General features: G+C 35.1%; 16 protein-coding genes. 1 reads left to right on the forward strand and 15 read right to left on the reverse strand.

The features are described 5' to 3' along the window. The 8 genes from C406_RS0109425 to prsW form a co-directional block, all read right to left on the reverse strand. Positions 1–190: helix-turn-helix domain-containing protein (locus C406_RS0109425; RefSeq protein ID WP_017380366.1), on the reverse strand; the 190-nt coding region annotated here is incomplete at its 3' end. 223 nt (positions 191–413) lie between these two features. Further along, the gene (fni, locus tag C406_RS0109430) at positions 414–1466 is read right to left on the reverse strand and encodes a type 2 isopentenyl-diphosphate Delta-isomerase (RefSeq protein WP_017380367.1); all 1053 of its coding nucleotides are present in this window, start codon (positions 1464–1466) and stop codon (positions 414–416) included. A gap of 12 nt (positions 1467–1478) precedes the next feature. Continuing rightward, the gene (gene rpsA, locus C406_RS0109435) at positions 1479–2618 is read right to left on the reverse strand and encodes a 30S ribosomal protein S1 (RefSeq protein ID WP_017380368.1); all 1140 of its coding nucleotides are present in this window, start codon (positions 2616–2618) and stop codon (positions 1479–1481) included. 94 nt (positions 2619–2712) lie between these two features. After that, on the reverse strand, positions 2713–3297 hold the full coding sequence (locus C406_RS0109440; protein WP_017380369.1) for a lysophospholipid acyltransferase family protein: 585 nt from the start codon (positions 3295–3297) through the stop codon (positions 2713–2715). Then, entirely contained in the window at positions 3298–3972 is a 675-nt protein-coding gene (cmk, locus tag C406_RS0109445; protein ID WP_017380370.1) for a (d)CMP kinase, read from the reverse strand. A gap of 154 nt (positions 3973–4126) precedes the next feature. Next, the gene (locus C406_RS0109450; protein ID WP_017380371.1) at positions 4127–5416 is read right to left on the reverse strand and encodes a PepSY1/2 domain-containing protein; all 1290 of its coding nucleotides are present in this window, start codon (positions 5414–5416) and stop codon (positions 4127–4129) included. Between the two features lie 12 nt (positions 5417–5428). After that, positions 5429–6229 (reverse strand): spore cortex-lytic enzyme, encoded by an 801-nt coding sequence (gene sleB, locus C406_RS0109455; protein ID WP_017380372.1) that lies wholly within the window; start codon positions 6227–6229, stop codon positions 5429–5431. Between the two features lie 76 nt (positions 6230–6305). Further along, a complete protein-coding gene (prsW, locus tag C406_RS0109460; protein WP_017380373.1) occupies positions 6306–6992 on the reverse strand; it encodes a glutamic-type intramembrane protease PrsW in 687 nt (228 codons plus the stop codon). 76 nt (positions 6993–7068) lie between these two features. On the opposite strand from prsW, the gene C406_RS19450 reads away from it, so the two are divergent. Beyond that, positions 7069–8040, forward strand: a complete 972-nt coding sequence (locus C406_RS19450) for an asparaginase (RefSeq protein WP_017380374.1) — start codon at positions 7069–7071, stop codon at positions 8038–8040. Positions 8041–8190: 150 nt separating this feature from the next. Here the strand turns inward: C406_RS19450 and C406_RS0109470 are convergent, their stop codons facing one another. From C406_RS0109470 to C406_RS0109500, 7 genes are all read right to left on the reverse strand, one after another. Next, complete coding sequence (locus C406_RS0109470; RefSeq protein ID WP_017380375.1) at positions 8191–9159, reverse strand: YpdA family putative bacillithiol disulfide reductase; 969 nt, start codon at positions 9157–9159, stop codon at positions 8191–8193. 67 nt (positions 9160–9226) lie between these two features. After that, a complete protein-coding gene (locus C406_RS0109475; protein WP_017380376.1) occupies positions 9227–10147 on the reverse strand; it encodes a MerR family transcriptional regulator in 921 nt (306 codons plus the stop codon). Between the two features lie 81 nt (positions 10148–10228). Next, a complete protein-coding gene (locus C406_RS0109480; protein WP_017380377.1) occupies positions 10229–11005 on the reverse strand; it encodes a metallophosphoesterase in 777 nt (258 codons plus the stop codon). Positions 11006–11078: 73 nt separating this feature from the next. Then, entirely contained in the window at positions 11079–11708 is a 630-nt protein-coding gene (locus tag C406_RS0109485; protein WP_017380378.1) for a CBS domain-containing protein, read from the reverse strand. Positions 11709–11815: 107 nt separating this feature from the next. Then, complete coding sequence (locus C406_RS0109490) at positions 11816–12448, reverse strand: LysM peptidoglycan-binding domain-containing protein (RefSeq protein ID WP_017380379.1); 633 nt, start codon at positions 12446–12448, stop codon at positions 11816–11818. A gap of 73 nt (positions 12449–12521) precedes the next feature. Beyond that, positions 12522–13973, reverse strand: a complete 1452-nt coding sequence (locus C406_RS0109495) for a RecQ family ATP-dependent DNA helicase (protein WP_017380380.1) — start codon at positions 13971–13973, stop codon at positions 12522–12524. Then, a complete protein-coding gene (locus C406_RS0109500; RefSeq protein WP_017380381.1) occupies positions 13954–15006 on the reverse strand; it encodes a helix-turn-helix domain-containing protein in 1053 nt (350 codons plus the stop codon). Before C406_RS0109500 ends, C406_RS0109495 begins: the two co-directional genes overlap by 20 nt. Between the last annotated feature and the right edge of the window lie 22 nt (positions 15007–15028).

The following is a 15028-nucleotide window of genomic DNA, read 5'->3' on the forward strand; positions in this document are numbered from 1 at the left end:
CAGAATAAACCTGTTTTACACTTCTCCTACGCAAACCAGCTTCACCAAATTCTTTATAAGCACGTACCCATCGTTTTAATAGAGATTCAGTAGAAATATTAAATGCTTTAGCTAAAGATGTGTATCCCAAGGAACCTTCTAAATAGGCGAGCACAACTTTCAATTTAAATTCATCGCTATATTTTGCCATATAAAAAACACCCCAAAAATTAGATTTTTAACTCTAACTTTTGGGGTGCAGCACCGAGTCAGGTCTTTAGTTATTATTCACTTAATGATACCCAACTAATTTTTATATGAAGTAACTTAGAAACAACCTTATCTTCTTAGTGAAGCCATTAAGATTTAACTCAACTTCATGTCTGATAAATTGTAATAATAGAGCCCATTATATATATGTCTATATCTCTCTATTATTTACGATTTGCATATGTATGTGTATCAATACCTCGTTGCGATAAATAATGGTGCAAGTCACCTGAAATAATTAATGGAGATTGTTGTAACTCTTGAATTGAGTTTGCGCCAAGTGACACCATTAACATCGTCAAGTCTTCATTTATTTGCTTGATTTCTTCAATTGTCGCTAGTTCGCCATCATCAACTAATGTCTTTAATATCACACCTGCTAACCCAACGGCAGAAGCACCGATTGATAAGCATTTCACAATATCAAGTGCATGTTGAATACCCCCAGAGGCTATCAAGGGAATAGTTGAATTGATGCTGGTTGTTTCTATAAGAGATGCCGCTGTAGGGATACCCCAGTCATTAAAATAGGTGAGTTTTCTTTGTCGGCGTTCATTTTCAATTGCAGCAAAGTTTGTTCCACCAAAACCACCAACATCGATGGCAGCGACATTCATTTCCATGAGTTTAATCGCAGCTTCACGTGAAATTCCAAAACCTGTTTCTTTTACAATTACAGGAACAGTTAATTCTTTTACTAGTTGTTCAATTCTAGAAAGTGCTCCTTGAAAATCTCGATCCCCTTCAGGCATCGTCAATTCCTGGATGACATTCAAATGGATTTGAATAGCATTTGCTTCCAACATATCTACTGCGCGTTTCGCTTGATCCACTGTGGCTTCACTACCTAAATTAGCAATGATCATTCCATTTGGATTTTCTTTTCGTACGGTTGCATAAGATTGGATTTCTTCTGAATTCTTGATCGCGGCCATTTGAGATCCTACAGCCATAGGTATATTCATTTCACGAGAAATACGAGCTAATTGACTATTTAACTCAGTCGTTTTAGCTCCTCCCCCACCAGTCATTGCATTAATGAAAATAGGCGAACCAAAAACGAGTTCGCCTATTTGAGTTTGCAATGATACGCTGTCCCAACTGCTGTTGGGAAGAGCTTGATGGACAAAACGTATATCATCTAACCAAGTCGCTCTAGATTGCCCCGTCGACAAAGCATGTTTTATATGGTCTAATTTTCGTTCAGCTCTAGTCATTACAATACTCCATTATTTAAAATCTTTTAATTTATCACCTATAACATCACTAATTGAAAAACCTTTTGTTTCTTCAGGCATTTGGTAATCGGATCCTGAATATTCATTTTCTTTTTCTAGTAAATCTTTTATACTTAGTGACAATCGTTTATCTTGTTTGTTGACCTCTAATACTTTCACTTGTACTTCTTGCCCTTCTTTTAATACTTCGTGTGGCGTACCAATGTGAGAATGGGCAATCTGTGAGATGTGAACAAGTCCTTCAATTCCAGGGAATACTTCAACAAATGCACCGTAAGACACTAGACGTTTTATTGTACCTGTTTGAACAGAACCACGTGGCGCTTTATCTTCTATTCCTTCCCAAGGTCCAGGAAGTGTGTCTTTAATTGATAAAGAAATGCGTTCGCTGTCACGGTCGACAGACAATACCTTCACTTTGATTTGTTGCCCTTCTTGAATTACGTCTGAAACCTGTTCTACATGCTCATGTGATAATTGAGAGATATGAACAAGTCCATCTACCCCACCAAGATCTACAAAAGCACCGAAAGAAGCAATTCGTTGAACAGTGCCTGTTAGCTCATCTCCAGCATGAATGTGGTCAAGAACATTTTTCTTGTTTGACTCTTTCTCTGCTTCCACAACTGCACGATGGGATAAGATTAAACGGTTTTTCTCTTTTTCCATTTCAACAATTAAAAAAGTTAAAACTTTTCCTTTATAATCATCGAATGATTCTACAAAGTGATCTTCTACTAATGAAGCTGGAACAAATCCACGCAAACCAAGGTCAACAACAAGTCCACCTTTAACAACGTCTTTAACTTCCGCTTCAATAATTTCACCACTTTTAAATTTTTGCTCTAATGAATCCCAAGCTTCTGCAGCGTCTACTTTGCGTTTTGATAACACAAAATTGTCGTCTTCAACTTTTGTAATAATTAAATTTAATTCGTCACCGATGGAAACGGCGTCAGAAGCTTTTTCAATGTGTAAGCTTGACAGTTCACTAATTGGAATTATTCCATCAAAAGGTGCACCCTCAATTGTGACAGTAACTGCCTTTTCCTCAACTTGGGCAACCGTACCTTTTACAAGATTTCCTTCACGAAATTCTTGATTTTCCTGCAAGTTCATTTCCTCAGACATATAGCATCCTCCTTCACAACGTTCCACTCTTTATATTATGCGAATTCTTTAATAAAAACAAAAATTTGGACTTTTTAAAACAAAACAACATATTTCAAGATTTATTCTCATTTATTAACATTTGAATTTGATTCATGATTACTAATGTTACTTCATCAGCAGACGCCTTACGATCGCGATATGGTTGCATGATGATTGGAGCTCCATAAACTACTTTTAAACGCTTAAATGCCTTATAAGGTCCTATAATGGCACAAGGAACAACGTCTGCTTCACCTCTAAGCGCAAAAAAACCAGCTCCAGAGAAGCCTTTTCCGAGTTCCCCATTTTCACTTCTAGTTCCTTCAGGAAAAAGACCCATCACTTCCCCGCCTTTTAAAATGGTGATTGCTCTTCTCAATGCTTCGCGGTCACTTAATCCTCGTTTTACTGGAAAAGCATTTAATTTCGGTAAAAGTGGCTTTAATATGGGTGCATTAAACAACTCTTCTTTTGCCATAAAATAAACGGGTCGCGGTGCAGTTATTCCAACTACTGGTGGATCAAGAGCATTAATATGGTTGGAACAAATTAATACTCCCCCTGTTTCAGGAAAATTCTCTAACCCTTTAACATCAAAACGATAAATCGGATTTAAAACGGTCCTTACTAACGATCTCGTAAAATGGTATAAGTTCACTTAGCTCATCCTCTCTTTTGCTAACTGAATTATGTATTTGGCAGCTTCTTGAATTGTTAAATTCGTAGTGTCCAAATAAATTGCATCTTTTGCTTGAACTAGAGGGGAAGCTTGTCGTTCAGTGTCCATTTTATCGCGTTCTACGATTTCTTTTTTAAGTTGATCTACATGTGAATCAATTCCACGGCGTTCGTTATCTAACTGACGGCGTTTCGCTCGTTCATCAACAGATGCAGACATGAAAACTTTTAATTCCGCATCAACCAGAACATGCGTCCCGATATCTCGGCCATCCATCACTACGCCACCACTTTTAGCCATTATTAGTTGGCGATTAACCATTTCCTCTCTTAGTCCTGCATGTGAGGCAACAACGGAAACGGAAGATGTCACAATATTAGAGCGAATCTCATCTGAAACATCCTCGTCATCTAAGAAGACAAGTTGTCCATCACTTGACGGTTTCAACTCGATTGTGGTTTCAAAAAGCAGTTGTGTAAGAGCCTCTTCATTTTCTAAATCTATGTGACGTTTGAGTACTTTATACGTAATTGCACGGTACATAGCACCTGTATCAATATATGTATAACCAAGTTCTTCAGCCGCTAGTTTCGCTATTGTACTTTTGCCCGCAGCAGCAGGTCCATCAATTGCTATTTGTATATTTTTTTTCATTTGACCAACTCCTAAACTTTCTCACATATATTGTACCATAGGAAAACAGAAAAAAGCCCACTCACGTGAGCTTTCGTTTTGATGATTATTAAAATTTCAGATGACTTAAATCATTGTCTTCTTTTCTCACATCTACCCTATTTCCCAACTCATATTAAGTCAACAATTCAGATTTTAAAACTTCCTTAGTCTCAGTATCCACTAATATGCGGAATGTGTGACTTTGATCATCAGTTTGTTTCAATACTAATAGTTCATAACAAAGTCTTTGTTGCAATTGATTATTTTCTGTATAAGCAAGTCTTTCCTGTTGTACTTTTGCTTCTGAAGTGAAAAATGTATTCCAATCGATAGCTACTATTTTTTGGTCAGGTAATTTTTCTTTTTGAATATATTCCATCGTGTTAACACCTAAAATTTCACCATCATCCTTAGCTAATTTTAATTGAATCGCATCTGAATAAATGCGCGCGTCGTTAACGGGATCTAATCTGACGAAAACTACATGCCATACAAGATGATTTTCTCTTGTTTCAACAAGCTCTAAATCATCAAAACCAAAAGATTTTACCGCTTCATTTGCTTTCTCTTTCATTTTTTCTTGCGAAATTCGATCTTCCCCAATAGGGCGTTCCACTAACAATGATAATAAATGACCACCTTTTTTAGTGAAATCTGCATAACCAGTTCGAATACCTTCATGAAATTGAATGTGATAGAAAGGATATGGAGCTTCAGACTTACTAGTAGACGTTACTATTTTTGCTTTAGTAAATTTAGGGAACATTTCTTTCATGTTGCTTACAACTTCTTGTTCAGTTTTTGGTTTTTCATCTATTGCTTGTAAGTCTTTTTTCTTTTGATCATCTGACTCACTTGCTGTCAAAGGAAAATCAGCTTCCGAATACCCTTTTACCTGTTTTGTCATTCCACTCCATTGTTTTGAGGGTTGTGCAGTTTTTACCTCTTTTTGCCACTTAGAAAAAGATTGTTGTTTTGCTAATAATTCAGTCGTTGCATTTTGCCATTCATATGAAAACTCATCTAAATTAGCTGCTACATTTGTTGTAACTACTAGCCATTTATCATCTGTAACTTTTTCCTGACCCTTTAATTTCGCATAATCTCCTAGTCGCCCAAGATAATTCATCCATTCATTTGAAAATTCTCTCTGGAGTGGCAGTGAAGCGATATCACTTCTTATTTCAGAAGTAAGTCTCCAAATATCTTCAAGTGGTTGCGCTTGAGCAGCTTTGTCCTTAAAGACTGTCGAACTTTGCACAGCTTTTTGCAACTCACTTAGTTTTTCAGATGAATCGCTCAATCGATTCGTGTACTGAGCTCGCAAGTCAAGTGCTAAATCTTTTTCATTTTGTTTTGATGTATATAAAAATACGCCCATTATTATTAAGACAACTGTTAATACGCTTGATAAAATTTTCATGTCATTTCCTCCTCACATACAGAAAATATGTTTCCCTATTTTTTTAATTTGAGGTCTTGTCCAAATCCAATCACTAGTTGCAGTGTCAGGATTAAAATAATAAAGCGCATTTTCTGTAGGATCCCAACCATTTAACGCATCAAGTACGGCTTCTTTTGCACGCTCGTTTGGTGTTAACCATATTTGACCATCAGCAACTGCTGTAAAGGCTAATGGTTGGAAAATAACTGCACTTATTGTGTTTGGGAACTCAGCATCTTCCAGTCGATTTATTATGACAGCTGCAACAGCAACTTGTCCTTCATACGATTCACCTCGTGCTTCGCCGTAAACCGCATTGGCCATAAGTTGTAAATCCTGATCGGTATATTTAGCTGGTAATTGCGTTTGAACTGATTGTTTTGTTCCTCCTCGATTTGTACCTTTTTTCACTTGTTGCTCCAATGGAACATTTCCATAATGCGTGAATTGATTACCTTGATTCAGTTGTTTTCGCACAAATTCTTTATGATAGGTCGATGCATTGACAAGTTTTGTTTTTGTATTTTGTCCCGCCACTCCATCTATCGGTAAACCGTATTGATCTTGGAAATTACGTAAAGCCCAGTAAGTCCCATATCCAAATTTACCATCTATCTTATTTTTGTAAAAACCGATATATTGTAATCGAGATTGTAGTTCAATTACATCTTCGCCATACGCACCTAGTTCAATGACTTGACCAGAAAATGCTTCAGATCGATCAGGAGCGCTAAGTGATAATGTCAACAAACAAATTATGACAAGCCAAATAAATCCTTTATTTTTTCGCATACACACTCTCCTTTTTATTAGGATGGGAATTCATGCGATTTTTATACAAAAAAATGAAACCAATTTAAAATTGATTTCACAAAATTTCTCTTATAGTATTACTTTTATTAAAATATTGCAGCGTCAATAAATGTGCTTGTTTTACTTTCGTTAAACCTAACCACCATAAGAACAACATAAATGGAATCATAAAATATAATGAAATCTTCTCAATTGCTAAGATCCCGTTATACATCATATGTAAGCCTAGTGGTACAAGTAAGGCGACAAACAGGATTGGTTTTGATGAGCGGCTTACTGCAAACTTTGCACGTCCAAGATAATAACCCATTACAACGCCAAAAATGGCATGACTCGAAACAGGCAATAAAGCACGTAAGAATGCCGTATTTAGTCCATATGTAAATAAATATAAAATATTTTCAACCGTTGCAAATCCCAGAGATACACTTGCCCCATATAGAATTCCATCATAAGGGTTATCAAATTCAACATGTTTATAAATAAGCATAACTAAAATGAGCCACTTAAAAAACTCTTCAAGTACACTTGTAAATAGCACATTCCGCAAAAACAATGATTGAATTATATTCTCAAATTCAAACACATGTTGAATAAAGAGGATTGGAAACGTTAAAATAGCACCATAGAGAAATGTGTGAAACAATGTTTTAGATGGCTCTGAAGAAATCTGATTACGCAAATAAAAATAACTAAATAATGCAAGTCCTGGAGCGATTGCGACAGATAATAATATAATCATGTTGCGCTCGCCTCCTTTTTGTAGTTTAATTATATCATTTTCAAGCTAGCTATTGGACATTAGGAGGAACATTGAAATGAAAAAAGTTATAGTAATTCATACAGGTGGAACTATTTCTATGCATGTTAACTTTGAGTCAGGAGCAGTCGTACCAGGAGATTCAAATCCCTTAACTTCAGAAATCGATAAATTGATGGAGTATGCTGATATACATGAAATTGAAGCGTTTAATTATCCTTCCCCTCATATGACACCGATAGAAATGTTAACACTAAAAAATATAATCGAACAACAGTTAGCAGAAAAAGAGGTGGCTGGATTTGTGATTACACACGGAACAGATACTTTAGAAGAAACAGCCTACTTCCTTGATTTAACAATAAAAAGCAATGTACCTATTATCTTAACTGGTGCCATGCGTTCTTCAAATGAAATTGGAGCAGATGGTGTTTATAATTTGTTATCTGCGGTTCGTGTAGCAAATTCTCAACAAGCAATTGATAAAGGCGTACTTGTTGTAATGAACGATGAAATACATACAGCACAAAATGTAACGAAAACTTCAACCAGTAATGTCTCTACATTCCAAAGTCCTCAGTATGGACCTATAGGATTGATTACTAAAACGGCCATTCATTTTCATCATTCACCCATTCGTCATGAAACCTATGATGTGAAAGACATTAACAAGCGAGTGGCATTACTCAAAGTATATGCGGGAATGGATGTAGACTTACTAATGCATGTTGCGAACAATAATTATGATGGGGTAGTATTGGAAGGATTAGGACAAGGGAATGTTCCGCCAGCTATTGTGCCGGGAATTCAGCAGTTAATGAATCAACATATACCAATTGTATTAGTATCCAGATGCTACAACGGAATTGCTCAGCCTGTTTATGGCTATGAAGGCGGAGGGAAAATGTTAGAAGATATGGGTGTTTTATTTGCCCATGGACTTAGTGGTCAAAAAGCACGTTTAAAATTATTAATTGGTCTATCTGATTCTCGCATGACACATACTCCATCAGCAATATTCGAACATTAGGATTGATGTCAATTTTTTTGCTACATTGAGAAGGAGGAGGGATTGACGAACAATTCAAATGTGCGACGGCATTGTATTTGATCGCGTCAACCATGTCCTCTTTCGTCACCTTAAAATGTTTTCATTATCATTAGAGAAGCTGTCGCTATTTCACAGCTTTTCTTTTTGTGTAATTGCATTTGCAATTACCTCTCCATGAAATCGACCATTTTCAATAAAGATTTCATTTGCATTATTGCCTGCTGCTAGAACACCCGCGATATATAAGTTTTCAACATTGGATTCCATTGTAAGTTCATTTAATAAAGGTCTACCTGAGACATCATCAATTTGAACACCCGTTCTTTTTAAAAAATCATGATCTGGATGATAACCAATCATTGCAAATACAAAATCGTTTTTTAGAGTAATCACTTCACCTTGTTTGTAAATTCTTACTTCTTCTTGCATTATTTCTTCAACCTGTGATTCAAAAAGCATAGTAATTTCACCACTTCGAACTAATCCTTCAAATTCCGGTAATATCCAAGGTTTTATACTACTTGAATAGCTACTTCCTCTATAAACAACCGTCACTCGTGCACGAGCTTTATGTAATTCTAGAGCGGCATCAATACTAGAGTTTTTGCCACCTATTACTACCACATCTGTGTCAAAGTATGGATGACCTTCTTTAAAGTAGTGGCTGACTTTCGGTAATTCTTCCCCCTGTATTCCTAATAAATTAGGATGATCATAATATCCTGTTGCAATAATAACAATTCTTGCTATATATGTAGTTTTTGAAGTATGAATTTCAAACATATCTTGTTTTTTCTCAACTCGTTCTACCGTTTCAAATCGGTGAATTTGTAAATTTTTTATTTTTACAACTTCACGATAATAAACAAGTGCTTGATTACGCTTAGGCTTACGTCCTTCGATGATAAAAGGAACTTCCCCGATTGATAGTTTTTCACTTGTACTAAAAAACGTTTGGTGCGTTGGGTAATTATAAATAGCTTCCACGACGTTACCTTTTTCTATAATAATGGGTGAAAGCCCCATATTTTGTAATGATATTGCAGCTGCTAGCCCACAAGGACCTCCACCTACAATAATTGCATCTACTTTTTCCATCAATTTACACTTCCTCTATTAAAAAAATCTCCTATCTTAGGATAGGAGAACGAAACGACTTATACAACTAATTAGCATATGTTTTTTCTTCTATCCACTTATCCCATTCGTTCATGTTAGGACCAATTATGTTTTGTTGATAAATTTTCTTTTTTTCAATTGTCATTGAATCAATTGCAAATCCACCAAGCCCTACCACTAAATTAGGAAAATCTATCTCTAAGGATTTTGATAATTCGAGAGTCTGTGAAAGATTACTTAACATTGTGCATGACATAAATAAAAATCGAGGTTTTACAGTTTGGATTACCACTGAAATATCATTTTCCTTAATACTGCTCCCCAAATAAATGACTTCATAACCTTTACGTCTCATATACAAAGTGAAGATTAATAAACCTAATTCATGCCATTCTCCAGGTCCGCATACAGCAATGACTTTCGGTAAAATCCCATTATGAGGATAAGCATGCATAACTGCTCCAATTCGAGAACGTAAAATAGATGTGGCAAAATGCTCGTGCGCTGTAGTAATTTTTCCATCTTCCCACAATAAACCTACTTGAACTAGTAACGGAGCTAAAATATCAATTAACACTTTATCCATAGTAAATATGGTAAAAGACTCATCCATAAAATTTTGAGCAGAACGTTCATCAAAACGAAGAAATGCTTGTAATGTATCTTGTTGAAGTTGAGTTACCCTATTATCTTCTTGATGCGATAGCGGATGAGACACATCTTTATTATCTTGTTCTAATAAGGAAACCGCTTGACTAATTGTAAACCCGTCATTTACTTTTTGTGCCAACCATTTTAGTTTTCGCACATGGTTATCTGAATATAACCGATGTCCTACTTCATTTCGAATGGGCGCAATCATTTGATAACGTCTTTCCCAGGCACGAATCGTGCCTGGCAAAATGCCTACCATAGTTGAAACTGCCTTCATGTTATATTTCCCTTTATTATCTATGTTGTTTTGCATGACTAAACCTCCAAGAATTTCACATCTGCTGTTGTATCAGTATAGGAAATTTAGTGAAGATTGTATACGTTTGTGTATGTTTTAATGAACATTTGTAGAACTTTTATGTTTAATCGATAAGATATGACACTCTGCAGGAGCGCCATATCTTAAGGGGATTAAAGATGTTCCGAATCCATTACTTATAAGCGTGGCTTCATCTAGTTCCTTTTTTAAGGAACCTTTTTGATAAAATCCCCATTTACCTAATCGGATCTGACCACCATGTGTATGTCCAGCTAACAACACATTTAATTTATACTTTTCTTTTACATTACTGAAGACAAAAGGGGTGTGGGAGACGAAAATTTTCATATCTTCTTTGGGAACATTATTAAAACTTTTTTCAATATCTGCTAGTCCTGCAGATACATCGTCAATTCCAACAATCCACACTCGTTGTTTTTGATTTATTATGCAAATGGCTTCGTTCTCTAAAATTGTGCCACCAACGTTTTGAATATATTTGCGGATATGTTGTTCTCCAACTTCTCGATCATTGTTGCCCCAAACGTAATAGAGAGGTCCAATTTTAGCGAGACGTGTAATATTTTCTTGTATCCGCTTCAAAGGAACTCCTCTTTCAGCTAAGTCTCCACCAATAATTACTGCATCAATTTCGGAATCGATTTGTCTCATTAACCGATTTGGTATTTTTCGACGATGTATATCAGAAATGAAAAATATACGAAAAGGATTTTGGTCAGAATAATTAGTTAACTGGATGTCTTGACGACGTATATTTATCTCAAATGCTTTCTTTAACATGAAGAGGGGCATGCTTAAAACTACACCTATAATGGTTGCTAAATAGCGCATTTCTACACCTCTTTACTAAAAATAAAAAGAGGAGGGTTGCCCCATCCCCTTTTCTTTTTATTTTTGTTTTGAATTAATCTTCTTTTATGTGAAGTACCCGGAATCCAGATCGATCAAGTTCCTTTAGGAATTTTTGAACGTTATCACGTTTCTCAATTTTTAAAACGATACGTCGCAGTAACTTGTCTGATTCGTCGAATGTAACCAGTGAAATAACCGATTCATGAAACTTTTGAATAATGTCTCCCACACGAGCGATACGACCTTCTATTTCTACAGACGTAAACGTAATTCGAACACCTGGTTTATCCATTCCAAAAGCACTTCTAAATTGATTCATGGTGTCGTAACGAGTCACTAAACCTAAAAATTGATTTCCTTCAACTACAGCAATAATCGGGAAGTCATTAAGTTGAATTAAGGAATTTTCAAAAACATCTTCAATTGATAAATAAATATCTGCACGCGATACTATGTCCATTATAGAAGCTTTTTTCAAAAAGTCCTCTTTTGTTAATCCGCTATCATAATATGCCTGGTACGCAAGATAGCGATTTAGAATTCCTTTATACAAGCCGTCTTCTAGAACTGGCAGTGCGTCAATTTGATTTTTCTCTAATAACGCTAGTGCGTCTTGTAAAGACTCTGATGATTGGATCGAAATACACTTTTCTTTAGATATCATTACACTTTTTGCAAACATACTGTCACTCCATTCTATCTTGAATATTAACCTATTCTACAAAAATTCCTTGTATCTTCTTTATAGTACCTCATTCTACAAATTTCACTAGTATTATTTCATCAAATTTAAGGAAGAACCAATGCTTGACCAGTAGAAATCGAATTTGAAGTGAGTCCATTTGCGGATTTAATTTTCTCGACAGCATCAGCTGAATTGTAATAATTCATAGCAATACGGTATAGTGTCTCACCAGGTTGCACCACATGCGTTTTTGCAATTTGTGGTGTCTCTTCTTTAGGCTGTTCTACAGCTGGTATATCTTCTTTAGGTTGTTCTACTGCTGGTGTCTCTTCTTTAGGTTGTTCCTCGGCTGGTTTTTCTTCTTTAGGTTCTGCTACTACTGGCTCTTCTTTAGGTTCAGTTATTTCTTCTTGATTTTGTGTATCTTTGTTTTCAGTAGTCGAATCCGACTCAGTGTCTTCTTTGTTTTGTTCAAATTTAAATTGGCTATTTTCTAAAACAGTTGTTTCATTTGAGTTTGGCTCATAAAAAGCAAAAACATATATTAGAATTGAAACCGGAATTAAAATAAAGAAAAAGAACAAAATTGGTAACATTAAATTTGTTTTTTGTTTTGTTTTCTTCGGAGCCACATTATTCGAACGTCTTGAAGTTCGTGTATTTGGCTTTTCCTCATCATTTATTTGAATTGGTTTTCGATGCTCGTCAATTTTATTTTGATAATCATTTTTATTCATTGATATAAACTCCTATTCTACGTATCGTCTTTATTTATTATGACGAAATTTGTAGAAAAAGTAAAATAAACTTCTATTCAATTCCTTGGAATAATAACGATATTCTTTTTTCCCATGATTGTAACTTCAATTCGCGTCGGTGTTCCTTTGAAGAATCTAATAACTCATCTATATTCAGTCCACATTTTGAACAACAATTTAGTGGCTTTGAATTCAATTTCTGACCAAAGAATTCAACAATTTGTTGTCTGATACAAAGCGAATTCCATAAAATATCTTTCATTTGAAATATTTGTTCCACTTTTTGCTGTTTTAAATGCTGTAAAATCTCAATTGTTTCGTTAATATTTTTCCGAGCCAGCCAAAAAGTTAATATTCGTACATGCGTTTCTGTTAGCAAGCCTTGTGATATTAGTTGATTGGGGTTTAATCCATTTTTTATAGACTCGTCAAAAAATCTAACATGGGATTCATCAGGAAAATCGTTAGTTGTAATGAAAATTGAAAGATCCTCATCATCCTTTGTATAAAATAAAATTGCTAGTGAATCTGAACCGTCTCTTCCTGCTCTCCCAACTTCCTGTGCATAATTGGCAACGGATGATGGAATATGATCATGGATGACTTGACGAATATCATCTTTATGGACACCCATTCCAAATGCATTTGTTGCACATACCCAATCAATCTCATTGTTCAAAAATTGTTGTTGGACGAACATACGATCAATTTGATCCATTCCTGCATGATAAGAGGCAATCCTGAATCCTTTGTCACTTAATTTTTGTGCATACACATCTGCTTTTCTTCTAGATTGAGTGTAAATAATCCCAGGTCCTGAAAAACTTTCAATTTGCTTTACTATTCTCTCGAATTTATTTTCTTGAGAATCTACTTCTACTGCAGCATAGTGAATATTTGGTCGATCTAGTGATTGCATATGAAGCGTAGGTTGTTGCATGGTTAAGTGAGTACTTATATCCTCCATCACATGTTTTGTGGCTGTAGCAGTTAAAGCTAAAATTGGTGGTCTACTAATGTGACTTAACCACTCACCTAAACGTAAATAATCCGGTCTAAAATCATAGCCCCATTGTGAAATACAGTGAGCTTCATCTGCAACAATTAGTGAAATTGGCATGCTTTGAAGTTTGATTTTCACTTGCTCTTGCATTAACATTTCAGGAGATAAAAAAATGAATTTATACCTTTCTAATTCCTGTAACAGCTTCTGTTTTTCATTTGGTGTCAAAAAAGAATTAAAAGCAACTACTCTTTTTTCTCCTAATTTTTTTAATTGTTCCACTTGATCTTGCATCAAAGATAGTAATGGGGAAATAATGATTACGCAAGATGGCAGTATATATCCTGGAAGTTGATAGCAAAGTGACTTCCCCATTCCTGTAGGTAAGATTGCCACTACGTCTTCTTTGTTAATAATACTTTCTATGATTTCTTGTTGTCCTGCTCTAAATGAAGCATAGCCAAATTTCTCAAATAATACTTTATGAAGATTCAATGTCAATTAATTCACCTCTACCGGCTAATAGTAGCCTTAACTGAAAGTACGAAAAGTTTGGAAAAACTTCCTTTAATGTTCTTAATTTATTTGTTGATTGATTTCTAACTTGTTGAATTAGCATTAAAATATTCTCGTTTCCAAAAAATAATTGAATAGAAAATAAAGGATCATTCATCGCCATTTCCACGAAATGGTCTTCTATTGTACTTTTTTTCAAATGTCGTAGTGAAATAATTTGATCAAAAGAATAGCCTTTTTGATGAAGGTCAGCTGTTCTTTTAGCTGATTCTGTTAATGGTGTCGTCGGCTTAATTCCTTCACTCATCTTAGACAACAGTACGAACATGTTATTTGTTGAAATTTCATGCAGTAAGATATGTAAGCTTTCATTTAATAAGATTTGGAGGTCAACTTGGTCTTCCTTCAATACTTGAGATAATTGTTGCCATGTAACACCACTAACTTGATACCCGGATAATCGATGACTTAAAATTGTCACATGTGTATTTGAGAGATTGTCAGAATGGAAAACTGTCTTTAACTCTTGATAATAGCTTCTGATAAATTCATCAGATTTGTAGGGAAAACTGTGTAAATATTGTCGCACCCAAGAGTGAATTTTTTCATCTTTTTGTACAGGGACGAATGATAAATTTTCTGCATTTACATGTGACAATGTTTGTGTAACAAGTGATAAACGTTGAAGAAAAATTCGTTCATTACCTCTAAATAACCAACCATTTAACTTAAGTGATGGCATTTCATATAGTTTCTGTTTCCCTACCTCTGTAATTTGAGGAACAGACATTTCATTTACAGTTATCCATCCTAATTGAATCATCTGTTGAATAACTTGATCGTATGATTGTTTCGTTAGTTTAGGAAACAATGAAAAATATTTTGTAAGATTATAGACCTTAACATCTTGGATTGTTTGACCCGAACGTTTTCCTCTAATCATATGAAAAGGGGCTGCAATTGTCCTCTCTTCGTTAAATCGATCGACCATATGTAGGATTATTTGTTTAAATAGCATTGGACATCCTCCAATTTATGAG

Source organism: Paenisporosarcina sp. TG-14, from assembly GCF_000297555.1.
GTDB classification, from domain to species: Bacteria; Bacillota; Bacilli; order Bacillales_A; family Planococcaceae; genus Paenisporosarcina; species Paenisporosarcina antarctica.